The organism is Thermodesulfobacteriota bacterium (assembly GCA_034189135.1).
Classification (GTDB): domain Bacteria; phylum Desulfobacterota; class Desulfobacteria; order Desulfobacterales; family JAUWMJ01; genus JAUWMJ01.
The window spans coordinates 1-13,167 of the sequence record JAXHVO010000029.1 but is presented as its reverse complement, the minus strand read 5'-3'; the positions used below and the strand labels follow the sequence as shown (position 1 = coordinate 13,167).

Genomic DNA, 13,167 nt, shown 5'->3' with positions numbered 1-13,167 from the left:
AATATCAAACTCCGGGAGTCCCCATGCATAGCCCGGGGGTTTATCTCAATCACAGTTCAGTCGTTGTGTCTACATTCGTCTCGAATCTATCATTTCATAAAGAGCTTCAAGTCTTGTCTCTATCTGTGAATCTGAAATCATCGACGAATCAATCATGTCACCTTCTATGATAACTCCCGGAACACCATATTTTTTTTCCAGAACATCGATAATTTCATGGTGAGAAAGGTTCATGACCCGGCACGTTTTGGAAGAGAACATAACCATTCCGTCAAGAGAATAATCTTCGATAAGCTCACCGATTAATTCGATGGTGCCTTTTGGTGAAAAATTATACATAAGATGGCTCTCTTCTCCATAATATAGATCCGTCCATGTCTCTACAGGATGCTCGGGATCGATAAGTTCCGGATGGGGGAAAAATTCCCAGGGGTATTTGCCGCAAAGGCAAACAGCTCCATATGGTGTAAACTTTCGCATAAATTTTCCTAAAAATGCCCACGGCAGCCAGCCGTCCCAGTATAACCGGTATTTTTCACCGTCCGGGCCTATAGCCGGAATGCCTTTTTTCTTTCTTTCAGAAAGCTCTTTGAGCAGTTTTTTATAATATTCAACGCCAACGGGATTTCCCATAAGATAAAAGACCGGCGCTATGCTTACGCCGTAATCCCACAGGGTCCAAGTCGTGGGTTTGGTTTTAAAATATTCCCAGCATTGATTTCTTAAAGTGGCAACCTCTTTCAGCACTTTCAAAATTTCACTCATCCTGTCATAATCAAAAGGTTTTCCGCAAACCTCTTCAAATGTCGGTATAACCGTTTCTTGAAACTGTTTGTAAACAAAATTCCTGATCCTGGCCATATCTTTTCTGTCAAAAACAACAGGCATGTCAATAGGCAACACGCGAACGCCGAAGCGCCGGTAAAGCCCCTCCGCATAATGAGACATCTCAGGACATAGACGGCCTATTACCATCAAGTCGGGCATTGGAAGAATCGCTTGTGGGTTTATGGGAATTTCGCGTTTTATCGCCTCGCCCATGCCCATGTGCAACCTGTGATATGAGCATGATTCAGGGAGATCCCCGGCCAACTCCGCCACTCTCAGCACTTCTTCACCTGCCCCGATTCCACCGCAGTAAGCAGCGTAACCTGCCATGAAATGGCATTTCATTCCCATGGCATAAGCGAAGATAAACGACGGGCCGGATGCCCACGCCACCTGTTCTCCTCTCTCCTTGGCTGCTCTCAAGTCAGACCAGTGCTTATCCACCAAAGGTCTTATTTCATTAGTAGTTTCAAGACGGTTTACCTTGTAATGACTATTCATTATACACCCCCCAGTATTTCGGCAAATGATTGCAACCTTGTTTTCACGCTTTCAAGCGAAATTATCTCATGTTCTATCTGTATCATGATTTCCGGCACGCCCTCGCTTTCCATTTTACTCTTAAAATCAGGGTAATAACATGAATGGGGGGGACAATATTTTACAAGGACGCTGATAATGCCTTTAGCGTTATTGGCCTTCATTTTTTTTATCGCCTCATCTCCCCAGTGAATATCCCAGATCCCCTTTGTAGGACAAAGAGGAGTTTTTTTCAAATAGCGACCAACAAGCGATTCAAGCGGATTGCCGTTTAGCCGGACCTTATTTGCAAAATAACGTGAGCCGACAAACAGATCGTCATCAGGAATAATCATTCCCAAATCTTCGATCATATCTAAAATGTCGAATTGCATCGTCTGGCAAAGACATCCCACAGGAATAACTTTTAGACTTTCAGGACGCGATTTTACTTCAGCTTTCTCCATGCCGGCAATAAGTTCCTCAAGAAGATCATTATTATCTTCCTTTGGCATCATCATGCTTGACCATACAATCTGCATCACTTGCCGGGCTTTTAATATTTCCGGTTTTTTTCTTCTTATCTGATAAATTTTTTCAAGCAAATCACGATTTTTATTGTATACCTTAATGCTGTTTTCAAGATCATCATCATTTATCTTTTTTCCTGCAAATTTTTCAATGGATGATTTAAAGGATTCCATCTCCAGCATCGTAAATTCCGCTGCGGCAGCTCCGGGATAAATAGGCGGAAAGTTCAGTATTTTAAGATAATCAGGCTTTACATTTCGTTCCATGATAAGTGGAAATTCTCCGGCCTGCAGGCACTGCCTGATATGAAATACCATGCCGTCCATAAACTCGAGCCTTCCTTTAACAGCATCATCAACAAAACTTCTTGTAATACCGCAGTCATATGGTGGCACGTGGGAATGCCCCCAGGTTACAAGCTCGTTACCCCTCCAGATTACAACCGGCATCATCCCTGCAGCATGTATAATTTCTTCGGGTACAAACATCGGAAAGCAGCCTATAATCTTTTTACCGCTATCCTTCTTAATGCCGACAACATAGGCGTATGGATCAGATGTTATATCCGCAATTTTTTTCAAGATTGTTTCCATTTTCTTTTTCCTCTCTCCGACTATCTAAATATTTTCCCGTCACACCATCTTTCCTAAATTGTATTACTGCCGGCTGTTTTCTGCAGCATTGAAAATCGTATTTGCGACAAAATCATAAGTAATCATCGGTGTTTTTATATTACTATCCTTATAGAATTCTTTCGCTTTAGCCTTCACTTCGTTCGGGTTCAGTTTGATTCCTTTCAGAAAATCTTCCATTTTTTTAAAGGCATCAACAGGGCTGGCATGAAGACTGCCTGTAAAAAGGATATCTTGCAGATGATCACCCTTTCTAAGCAATGTTACCCGCAGCAGAGGCCCTCCTGGTACTTTTGCCACCGCCTCGCCCTTGCTTGCTCCCGGCCCGATTTTTCCGAACTTTCGTTCGGACCTGTTGTGGAGCCAGTTATCATTGTCATATAATTTTCTGGATTCCTCGATGTATTCCTTCTCCAGATTCGTCAGCTCACCCGGCACCAGCTTGATACCAAAACATTCTTCTACCGTCACTTTCAAGACATTGCTCACTTCTTTCACAGAAGGAGTCGCTTCTCCCATATAACCTTCCAGACTTCCGATGCGCTCTTCAATGTTCTTTATCTGTTTATCCACAAACTTTTCAGCAGGCGGTGTAATAATCTTCTGGGCGATTTTCGCATCTGTGCTCCTGATCTGTACACCCGCTCCGATCTGAATAGCCGACCCAATCCCGGAAATACTGGCCGGTATGATTTTCTTCCACTTTTTCAATTCCATATCCCATATCTCACCATCGTTCAGGGGACGAAACCTGATCGGAACCTCAAAAGCTTTGCTCATTTGATCCGCAATACCTGATAAAAATTTCATCATCAGCAATTCGTCAGGCTGAATCAAATTTGGATCGTTTCTGTCGACATAAACAAGGCAGAGAGGACAACTATCGTCTATGAAAACCGACCCGCCGCCGGATAAACCCAGTCGTTTCACATCAATCCCCATTTTTTCAGCCGTCTTTATGTCAACATCTTTCATGGAATCACTATAATAGGAAATCCCCAGGCTTTTCTCTTTCATTCTGCAAATAACAACTGTGTTTGCTGTCTTACCCTCGCTCTTGGCCTTCGCTATAGCCGGTCTTAGGGTAACGCTCATATCAACATAACTTGGTACATCCATCTCAAGAAACCGCCATTTTTCTTCCATTTCAATTTCTCCTTTATAATTGGTTAGCCACTTTTCGACTGTTCTCAGCCGCCATCAAAATCGCTTCACATACTATCTCCTTTGTAATCATGGGTGTCTTAATATCTCTTTGGTAAAATTCTTCCACTATGTCTCTGATATTCTCTCCGCTTAGCTTGATGCCCCCTAAAAGATCTTCCAACATTTTAAAAGCATCATTAGGTGAAGCATGAAGGCTGCCGGTGAACAGGATGTCCCTCAGGAGATCACCATGGCGCACCAAAGTTACCCTCAGCAAGGGGCCGCCCGGCACCTTAATGATCTTTTCTCCGATGCACTCTTCCGTTCCAATATCTCCAAATTTTAATTCAGATCTATTATAAAGCCATTTATCATTATCATAAAGTCGAAGCGATTCTTCACTATAGACTTTCTCAAGCGGTGTAAGTTCACCTGGATAAAACGCAACATTAAAACTATTTTCCACAGCCGAACGGACGGCTTTCCCCAATTCATCCATTGAAGGTGCTTTTTCCATGGCGGTTTCAAAACTACCGATACGCTCAGAAACGCTTTTGACCTGTTTGTCGGTAAACTTTTCACTGGGAGGCGTGATCACTTTCTGTGCGATATCGACATCGCTTGGTGTTACCTGTATCGCCACGGCGACTATGATGGCATCCCCCATACCGACAATGCTGGATGGAATTAACTTCTTCCACATTTTATTTTTAAAATCCCAAATCTCACCATCGTTCAAGGGACGAAACCTGATCGGGACTTTAAAGGCATTACTGAATTCGTCAGCAACTCCGGCCATCACTTTCATAATGATCAATTCGTCAGACTGCGGCACCAGGCGGCTTTTTCGATCAAGGTATAGGAGACAAAACATCATGCCGGTGTCTATATAAAGCGACCCTCCTCCGCCTATTGCGCCCCTTTTGAACGATATTCCCAGTTTTCGGGCTGCCTTAATGTCTACATCTTTAAAGGCATCGTTGTAGTAGGAAATCCCAACGCATTTTTTCTCAAATGTCGCTATAACCAGCGTGCTCCCGGCTTTTCCCTCACTCACCGTTCTTGTGATTGCCGGCCGTACAGACATGTTCAAATGTGCCACGGACTCAGCCTCAAGTTCGATTAGTCTCCATTTTTCAGTCATGTGAGTTCCTCCATTAATGTTTATTCAACTCCTTCCACATTTCAAATACCCGAGGCGTCCACTCCCATAGTAGTCCATTCCTTTAATTCATTTTAACAAACCCGGCAAAAAAAGCGCTATCCGGGGCAAAATTAAAACCAGTATACAACTGATTATTGCAGCGATCAGGTAGGGCAACGCCGCCCTTATCGTGGAACTTGATTGGGCTCCCGCACCGGAAGCAGCGGCATACAGTGTTATGCACACCGGCGGAGTTAACTGGCCAACAATCACGATTTGAATAAAAAGGATGGCAATAAATACCGGATCAAAACCGAAATGGCTAAAGGTTGACACCAGTGGCGGCAGGCAGACATACATGAGAGCAAAGGCATCAAAAATCATGCCCAACAGAAAAAATATTACCAAAAAGAAAAACATGAAAGTGAGAGGACTGAGCGCCAACTCCATTGTGAGCATTGCTATGTTTTGAGGAATTTCCATATAGGCGAGTGAACGCCCGAAAATAACGGCACCGAATACGATGCAGTAAATAGACGTTGTGGAAATCAGAGAGCTGCGAGCGATATCCTTCATGTCCTTCCATTTGATCTTGCCATAGAACAGGAACCCAACAATAAGGGCTATGACGCAGGATGTTCCGGCTGCCTCAGTGGGTGTCGCTATTCCGCCGTATATCACACCAAAAAGGGACATTGGGATCAGCAGGGTCGGTAAGGACCGCCAAATCGCGACTCTCCGTTCCTTCCATGTATGCTCACGTTCAATCTTAATATCGAGGTTGTTACGATTCTTGATGTAGCAGACAATGGAGAGCAAAGCTGCGGTCAAAATACCGGGAAAAACACCAGCTGCAAAGACCTTTCCAACCGGCACTTCAAGAATCTCCGCCAGAATGATGGCACCCACGCTTGGCGGAATAAGCAGACCCAGCGGTCCCGAAGCCCCGCAAATTGCAGCGCATTCCTCCCGTTTATAACCTGATTTTGTCATTTCCGGAACCACAATGCTGCTTACAGCCACAGCCGTGGCCACCCCGGAACCACACATGGTGCCAAACAACGCCGCCACCCATACAGTCACCATTCCCAGTCCCGCCCTTAAATGTCCGAGAAAAACCCTTACCAGATCAAACAGGGCGGCTGCTGCGCCAGACCTTGCCATAATATTTCCAAGCAGGATAAAAAGGGGTATGGCAACCAGGGTAAAACTGCTTATCGAACTTATCGCCTGTTGAGCCATACTCAGACCCGGTAATTGCGCATAGCTGATAAAAAGCACTGTAGTCCCCAAGGTCATGGCTGCAAACATGGGAGCTCCTGTGCTAAAAGCTACAATAATCAGACCAATGCCTATAACCAAAGAATATTCCATCTATTTTCTCCTTAACTGAATTGCCGCATCTATTCCATGTCAATCTTTGCCGACCGGCCTGTCTAAAACCAGTCTAAACAGTTTTCCCAGGCTCACGATCATACCCATTATCATACCCATGAGCATGGCAAGAGATGGTGGCCAGTCCGGCATCGGTATGCTTGTCTCATAACCACCGCCGGCACGAACAAGATAGATAAAGTTGTTAAAAACAAAATATGCCATGATACCGCATGCCGAAAAAGAAACCAGACAATTGAACATATCCGTTCTGCGCTTCCATTTGTCACGGAGTTTTAGATTGACTAGATCCAGGCATATATGTCTTTCCTCCTCTTCTACCGCACCGATGTTAAGAAAGACGACAAACAAAACAGTGTAAACAACCATGATGTCGGACCAGTCGTGCGGGCTTTTAAAAAAGTAGCGGCAGAATACTTCAATAACCACAAAAAGGGTGACCGCTAAAAATAAATATGCGGATAGGGTGTCAACGACCTTTCCGATACTTCTAAGCCACTTTTCATACCTGTCTATAATTGAAACAAATCGGTTTTCCAAGGCTCCCCCCTTTTAGCTACTACGCTAAAGAACATTAAACGGTTTCCGTATCAGTTCCGGATCGCGTCATCGACAGACCGACGATCAAATTCATCCGGCAACTCAGAGCCATACACACGCCCTTTCCGATAACCCCCGACTTCTCTTGCTTAACGAAGATTCCTCGCTCGCATGGCCGCATCAACAAGGGTGTCACCATAGTCGCTACGGAACTGGTTCCAGCATTGGGGATACCAGTTATCCAGTGCCTTGCTCTCCTCATCAGACCATCTATAAAATGTAACGCCTTTTCCCTCTAATTCGCCTTTCATAGTCGACATTTTATTATCAATCAGTTCGGTAACATACTGATGGGCTTCAGGAGCTACCACCTTTTCAAGGAGATCTCTGAGTTGCTTACTGAGGCTGTTCCATTTTTTTAAATTAGCAGCAAACGTAAGTGTAATTGTATTGATGGGCATTTCCATTACATAGGGACAAACCTCATACCACTTCCCGTGATTATAATATTGTGTACCGGTAACGGCACCATCAATTAATCCCTGCTGCAGGCCGGTATAAGTATCGGCATATGGGACCGGCACAGCAACAATTCCCAGATGTTCCATGACGAGCCTGTAACCCTTGCTCGCAGCCACACGAAGTTTGAGCCCCTTAACTTCATCCATCCTACAAGACTTTTTGAAAAAAAGGACAACGGGAAATGTCTCAGCCATGTCACCGATCAGCTTCACGCCTTTTGCCTCACATTCACGCCGGAGCACACCACCCCCTTTAGGATCTTTCCAGAAACGGCTAACACGTTCACCAAAAAATTTTTCTTCAGGCGATGGAACAAGCAGGCCGGGTACGGCAAAGATCCCATATTTTTTAACGCCGGCAGTGACAAAACTTGAATGAACATTGATCATCATATCGCTGCCCCCGCTGAAAAGGGCCTTTGATATATCATGATATGTCTTGTATACTTCCCCTCTTGCAAAAACTTTAACTCTCACTCTCCCGTCAGTATACTTCTTGGTCAACTCAGCAATTTTCTTTCCCCACAAATATGCGTCCGTTCCCCTACCCGTACAGGTGTTTATGACAAGAGTTACCTTCTTGTATTTTTGTTTCTCTGCAGCTACCGCTTCTCCATTAAAAACAATCTGTCCTGCAAATACCGCCAAAATAAGGACGCCCAACAAGCCAACTATTTTTTTCCATGAAAATTGTTTAATCATTTCTCCTCCTTTTGGTGTTTTCCCTGCGTTTAAATGCTTGGGTTTATTGCGTTAATAACGCTGAAATTGGACTGTTCCACATACCAAATGCCAACGCCTATACTTAAAATGTTTAAATCTCTTTTGGTCACTGCAATAGGTCGCCAAATTCGCAGATCAGCCAACTAATGTAAGAATATGCTGCAAGAAGAATGCCAGCGATTTGAAAAAGAGGGGATCAACTTTCATCCTTTTGAAAATGCTAATAATACGGCTGTTTGAAAGCTGTGAAGAAAGAAATTCAATACCAACGTAAAATGTAGATAAAATTCCACAGATGGTTTTTAACTGTTTCTATAACTACATAGTTTAATAAGAAAAATCGATTTTACAGGAGAGCTGCTGCCAATCTAATACATGTCGATTTTTCACGACACCAGCAGGAGCATTTCACCAAATGGCTGAACGACTTTAATTCCGGGTAGGCTCTGGTTTGTCAAGACCATATTTTTTTAACTTCTGATAGAGACTTGTACGGTGAATATCTAATAACCTTGCGGCCTTTACCTTGTTGTTTCCGGTAAGCCTTAAAGTATCGATGATCGCCTGCTTTTCGGCCAGTTCAGTAACACACTTTAGTGAAAGAATCGGCTTCTTGGAGGAAAATTTATTCGAAACAGAGTCCGAAACAGTTTTAATAAAGTTTGGAGGAAGATCCTCTATTTCGATTTGAGAGCCCATGCAGAAAACAAACGCTCTCTGAATGACATTTTTAAGTTCCCGAATGTTGCCCTTCCAGTCATAATTCTGCAGCATGCATGAGACATCTTTAGATACCGAGATCACATTTCTCTTGTTCCGGGCCTCCTCCCTCAGGATATTCATGAAATAGTCGACAAGAAGAGGAATGTCCTCTTTGATGGTACGCAGTGGAGGAAGTTCGATCTCAAACTCGTTTATTCGGTGGTAAAGGTCTAACCTAAATAATCCTTTTTGAACCTGCTGTTTGATCTTTTGGTTCGTGGCACAGATTACCCTGAAATCTATCTTTATCGGATGCCGGGTGCCGATCTTCTCAATTTCCTTTTCCTGAAGCGTTCGTAATAGTTTTGACTGAATACTCAGATCCAGGTCGCCGATCTCATCGAGGAAAATCGTGCCCTTGTGAGCTGCCTCAAACTTTCCGATTTTTCCCTTCATAGAAGCGCCTGTAAAGGCTCCTGGCTTATATCCAAAAAGTTCGGATTCGAAAAGTTCGTGGGGTATGCTTGCGCAGTTGACGCAGACAAAGGCATTTTCCCTTCGGCGGCTTATCCGATGAATAGCCTTAGCAAATAATTCTTTACCGGTGCCGGACTCACCCTCTATCAAGACGCTGCAATCGTTTTGGGCCGCCAGAGCAGCTACAGATTTGGAACGTTTAATTTCAGCTGATTTACCAATTATGTCAGCTAATTCAATATCATACGAAGAAAAATCATAAAGGGAATGCCTTTCTGCCTTGGGCTGAGACACCTTCCAATAGTTATAGAAATCCAAAATCTTCTCTCTTTTCCAAAACATCACTTTCCCGAGCGCACCGATTACCTGCCCCTTCCTTTTCAAAGGAATCCGGGAGATAATCCGAAATCTGCCGTTTATTTTAGCAGCAAAATCTATCTCCGCTTTCCCGGTTTCTAAGACTCTAGGAAGGCGGGCATCTGGAATGAGTGTAGTAATGTGCTGTCCAATAGCCTTTTTCCTTGATGTCATAAATCTATCCTCATAATTTTTGCTCATGAACTGAATGATTCCGTCAGTGTTTATGAGAATAACGCTGTCATAGATGTTATCGATTGCTGTTAGAATGAGTTCCTCTGTGATATTGTCAAATTGTGATAGTTTGCGCTGGTTATCGACCACTGAAGACTCGCCAAAATCTCTGTAATTGTTTGTCATTTCAGCTCCTCCTCTTAAATTCCGCTACAAGCGTTTTAGAACTTTAATTTCTCTCTTTTTATAAATGTATATTTTTACTATTTGGAAGCAAAATTTTCATATGTTCGAGTGCTACCATTCAACTGAAATTTCACAACTGTTTGTTTTTGTTATAAGTCAACCGGCCAAGCCGGTGGCTTGCATAAAGCCCTATAAGGGCTAAATTACACTGGCACCGCCATCCATTTAACAAACCTTTTTAATTTCAATGTAAAACAAGAAACTTAAAAGTAGCAGGAAATACTTGATTATCAGCCAGAGGTTCACCAATATCGAGACAATCTCCTTCTTTTTTCCCTTGACACCTCCCTGCAATATACCATATTAGGTATTTCATTTCTCATATATGGTATAATATTATGAAAGTCAACCAAAAAAAAGCCCCTGCAGTCGAACGGGCGTTGGATGTAATCGAGCTTATGGCTGTCAGTGAGAGAGACCTTACCCTCTCTGAAATAATGGGCAAAGTCCGAATCCCACGGCAATCTCTTGTCAGGATTCTGAACACGCTGTGCGACAGGGGAATCCTGGACAGGGCTGAACAAAGGGGCCATTACCGGCTGGGTATGAAACTTTTATACCTAAGTAACCAGATGCAAGATAAAATCAACCTTCGCTCCGTAGCTTGGCCATTTATGGAAGATCTCTCTCAAAAAACAAGAAAAACCATTGAGCTGTCCACCCTTGATCGTGACCAGCTCATCCTGCTGGAACGAATCGAGGGAAGCGAAGGGGTTAATTTGTATTCACGGGTGGGAAGCGTTTATCCGTATTTCCATGCCGTTGGCGTCGGCAAGGTTTATCTGGCACATATGGATTCCGTGAAAAGAAGAAACGTTCTGAATAAAATTGGTCTTCCGGCTGTAACAGAGCATACTATTACCAATTTGAGCGAATTGGAAGATAACCTGCCACTGGTTCAAAAAGATGGTTATGCCTTTGAAAACCAGGAGCTGAGAATGGGCGTTCGCAGAATCGCCGCGCCTATCTTTAGCTTTCGCGGTGAACTGGTGGGTTGTATCGGCATTGCAGCCCCTATATTCACTTTCAGATCGAAAGATAAGGCTAAATTCGGTAAAATGGCTGTAAAGGCGGCAAAAAGAATATCAGACAGGTTGGGGTTTAATAAGACAACCGGAACAATTTGATAAAGATGAGACAGTTCTTTTATCCTTCAAGTATAGTGGTTTTCGGAGTGAGCAGTCAACCGCAAAACCTGGCAAAAAACATCGTTTCCAATTGCCTGGAAATGGGGTTCGAAGGTAAGATTTATCCTGTAGGAAAAAACCGGGGAACGGTGTGCAGCAGGGATATTATCACCGATCCAGAGGTTTTACCTAAAAGTATTGATCTTGCCGTGATTCTTGTTCCGGCCAATCAGGTTGCAAAAACACTGAATATCTGTGGCCGCAAGAGCATCCGCCATGCGGTTATCTCCACCGGTGGATATCGGGAATTTCAGGAAACAAACAATTCTGTTGAAAAAGATCTTCTCCAAACAGCAAAGCGACACAATATCCGTTTTATCGGTCCCAACTGCATTGGGGTTATCAACACGGAATCCGGGCTTTGCACGCCTTTTAATCCGATAAATACGCATAATTTCAAAAAAGGCCCTGTAAGCCTGATCGTTCAAAGCGGCGGTGTCGCCAACCAAACCGCTCACTATTTTTCAGACGAACATATCGGTTTTGCAAAGGTCATCAGTGCCGGCAACAAACTGGACATGGATGAGATAGACCTCATTAAGTATCTGATTGATGACGAAGATACTGAGCAAATCCATCTATATCTGGAGAGTATTGATAACGGCAGGAGATTAATGCGTATAGCCAAAAGATCCTCAAAACCGATCGTTATGCTTAAATCAAATGTAAGCCGTACGGCATCTGAAGTTGCCAAATCACATACGGCAGCGCTGTCAAACGATGATCGTGTTGTAAGAGGCGCCATTAAGCAGGCAGGAATCATTCAAGTACAAAGCATTCACGAAATGACGGTCTGTGCAAAGGCGCTTCGCCTGCCACCGCTTAAAGGTGACCGTCTGGTGGCCATATCTCTTTCTGGAGGCTTCTCGGTCATCCTGGGAGACGCATGCGATAAGTATGGTTTTAAGTGTCCGGCGCTCCCGGAAACACTTATTCGAAAGATAGAAAGCTTTCGCCGCGGCGGCGTAATCCGCATGTCAAATCCGATGGATTTTGGTGATATTCACAGTATTGAGGCTTTAATCTTTGCTCTGGAACAATGTCTGGCTTTGGATGATATCGACGGTATGGCGCTGTCTTTTGCGTATGGGCCGGAAATGTCCAAAATGCTTGGAGAAGAGATCGCTACGCCGGATAAGTTGCTGGATCTTTTCAAAAAGATAAGTTATGCGGCAAAAAAACCGATAGGGCTCAGCTTTTTTGCGGAAAGGCGCCATATCGATCAGTTAAAAGCAATCAATTCCTTCCCGGTTTTCAACGATCCGGTTGAGAGCGTCCAGGCCCTGTCCATGTTGCGAAGCTACACCCTGAGGGCTTGCTCAAAAATAACTTCACATTTTATTGAGCCGATTCATCCCGCATGACTGCGTTGCTCGTCGGTTAAATAGGCTGGCTATTCGCCCTCCTCGCGCCTTGTCATGCGGGCGGCTTTGGAGTTATTCGCAGCTTTGAGATGATCAGGATATATAAATAATAGAGCAAGGAAACACAGATGCCTATCACAGATAGAAATCACTTCAGCCACGCCGCTATTGAAGAAGCGGATAGAAATAGTATTATCCAGAGCTGGATCGTGGTGATAACGGGCTTCTTACTGGTATTCATCCTTTATGGCACATATTATTCCTTTGGAGTATTTGTGAAGCCTGTGTCGATGAGTCTTGGCTGGAGTAGAGCAATAACAACCGGAGTTGTTTTTGTTTACATGGTAATTCACGGAATATTTTCCATTATCACGGGACGGTTAGCCGACAGGTATGGACCGCGATTCATTATAGCAATCAGCGCCCTGTTTGTTGCGCTCGGCTACGGTTTAAGTTTTGGTATAAATACGCCGTGGCATCTTTATACATATTTTGGTATCCTGGTTGGTATCGGAATGGGTGCCGCTTTTGTTGTTCCTGTTTCAACAGTTACAAAGTGGTTTAGTTAGTGCCTGAACGAAAAGTCATGGTTTTACGAGCCAGCCGGTTGGTTATGTTCGTTCATTAAATTACTACCGTTCAAAATGATGGCAGCCAGTAGTAAATCAAATCTTGGCTACC

At 43.8% G+C, this 13,167-nt stretch carries 11 protein-coding genes; 3 read left to right on the top strand and 8 right to left on the bottom strand.

Annotated features, from left to right (window positions below):
• Positions 1-69: 69 nt before the first annotated feature.
• From SWH54_04225 to SWH54_04190, 8 genes are all read right to left on the bottom strand, one after another.
• Entirely contained in the window at positions 70-1,329 is a 1,260-nt protein-coding gene (locus SWH54_04225; protein ID MDY6790459.1) for a 2-hydroxyacyl-CoA dehydratase family protein, read from the bottom strand.
• Complete coding sequence (locus tag SWH54_04220; GenBank protein MDY6790458.1) at positions 1,329-2,471, bottom strand: 2-hydroxyacyl-CoA dehydratase family protein; 1,143 nt, start codon at positions 2,469-2,471, stop codon at positions 1,329-1,331. The genes SWH54_04225 and SWH54_04220 overlap by 1 nt, the downstream gene beginning before the upstream one ends.
• Positions 2,472-2,534: 63 nt before the next feature.
• Positions 2,535-3,656 carry a hypothetical protein gene (locus SWH54_04215; GenBank protein MDY6790457.1) on the bottom strand — a complete coding sequence of 374 codons (1,122 nt, stop codon included), beginning with the start codon at positions 3,654-3,656 and terminating at the stop codon, positions 2,535-2,537.
• 13 nt (positions 3,657-3,669) lie between these two features.
• The gene (locus SWH54_04210; GenBank protein ID MDY6790456.1) at positions 3,670-4,800 is read right to left on the bottom strand and encodes a hypothetical protein; all 1,131 of its coding nucleotides are present in this window, start codon (positions 4,798-4,800) and stop codon (positions 3,670-3,672) included.
• 87 nt (positions 4,801-4,887) lie between these two features.
• Positions 4,888-6,174, bottom strand: coding sequence for a TRAP transporter large permease (locus SWH54_04205; protein MDY6790455.1), 1,287 nt, complete (start codon positions 6,172-6,174; stop codon positions 4,888-4,890).
• Positions 6,175-6,213: 39 nt separating this feature from the next.
• Entirely contained in the window at positions 6,214-6,735 is a 522-nt protein-coding gene (locus tag SWH54_04200) for a TRAP transporter small permease (protein ID MDY6790454.1), read from the bottom strand.
• A 149-nt stretch (positions 6,736-6,884) separates the two neighbouring features.
• Entirely contained in the window at positions 6,885-7,958 is a 1,074-nt protein-coding gene (locus SWH54_04195) for a TRAP transporter substrate-binding protein (GenBank protein ID MDY6790453.1), read from the bottom strand.
• Positions 7,959-8,408: 450 nt separating this feature from the next.
• Complete coding sequence (locus SWH54_04190; GenBank protein MDY6790452.1) at positions 8,409-9,875, bottom strand: sigma 54-interacting transcriptional regulator; 1,467 nt, start codon at positions 9,873-9,875, stop codon at positions 8,409-8,411.
• 398 nt (positions 9,876-10,273) lie between these two features.
• Here SWH54_04190 and SWH54_04185 point away from each other — a divergent pair, with 398 nt between their 5' ends.
• The 3 genes from SWH54_04185 (at position 10,274) to SWH54_04175 (ending at position 13,055) form a co-directional block, all read left to right on the top strand.
• A complete protein-coding gene (locus SWH54_04185) occupies positions 10,274-11,062 on the top strand; it encodes an IclR family transcriptional regulator (GenBank protein ID MDY6790451.1) in 789 nt (262 codons plus the stop codon).
• Between the two features lie 5 nt (positions 11,063-11,067).
• The gene (locus SWH54_04180) at positions 11,068-12,486 is read left to right on the top strand and encodes a CoA-binding protein (protein ID MDY6790450.1); all 1,419 of its coding nucleotides are present in this window, start codon (positions 11,068-11,070) and stop codon (positions 12,484-12,486) included.
• Positions 12,487-12,614: 128 nt separating this feature from the next.
• Complete coding sequence (locus SWH54_04175; GenBank protein ID MDY6790449.1) at positions 12,615-13,055, top strand: MFS transporter; 441 nt, start codon at positions 12,615-12,617, stop codon at positions 13,053-13,055.
• Positions 13,056-13,167 lie beyond the last annotated feature (112 nt).

What these genes read in the sequence shown, in the direction of transcription:
- SWH54_04225 (MDY6790459.1), bottom strand. Translation starts at nt 1,329, where the DNA reads ATGAATAGTCATTACAAGGTAAACCGTCTTGAAACTACTAATGAAATA.
- SWH54_04220 (MDY6790458.1), bottom strand. Translation starts at nt 2,471, where the DNA reads ATGGAAACAATCTTGAAAAAAATTGCGGATATAACATCTGATCCATAC.
- SWH54_04215 (MDY6790457.1), bottom strand. Translation starts at nt 3,656, where the DNA reads ATGGAAGAAAAATGGCGGTTTCTTGAGATGGATGTACCAAGTTATGTT.
- SWH54_04210 (MDY6790456.1), bottom strand. Translation starts at nt 4,800, where the DNA reads ATGACTGAAAAATGGAGACTAATCGAACTTGAGGCTGAGTCCGTGGCA.
- SWH54_04205 (MDY6790455.1), bottom strand. Translation starts at nt 6,174, where the DNA reads ATGGAATATTCTTTGGTTATAGGCATTGGTCTGATTATTGTAGCTTTT.
- SWH54_04195 (MDY6790453.1), bottom strand. Translation starts at nt 7,958, where the DNA reads ATGATTAAACAATTTTCATGGAAAAAAATAGTTGGCTTGTTGGGCGTC.
- SWH54_04190 (MDY6790452.1), bottom strand. Translation starts at nt 9,875, where the DNA reads ATGACAAACAATTACAGAGATTTTGGCGAGTCTTCAGTGGTCGATAAC.
- SWH54_04185 (MDY6790451.1), top strand. Translation starts at nt 10,274, where the DNA reads ATGAAAGTCAACCAAAAAAAAGCCCCTGCAGTCGAACGGGCGTTGGAT.
- SWH54_04180 (MDY6790450.1), top strand. Translation starts at nt 11,068, where the DNA reads ATGAGACAGTTCTTTTATCCTTCAAGTATAGTGGTTTTCGGAGTGAGC.
- SWH54_04175 (MDY6790449.1), top strand. Translation starts at nt 12,615, where the DNA reads ATGCCTATCACAGATAGAAATCACTTCAGCCACGCCGCTATTGAAGAA.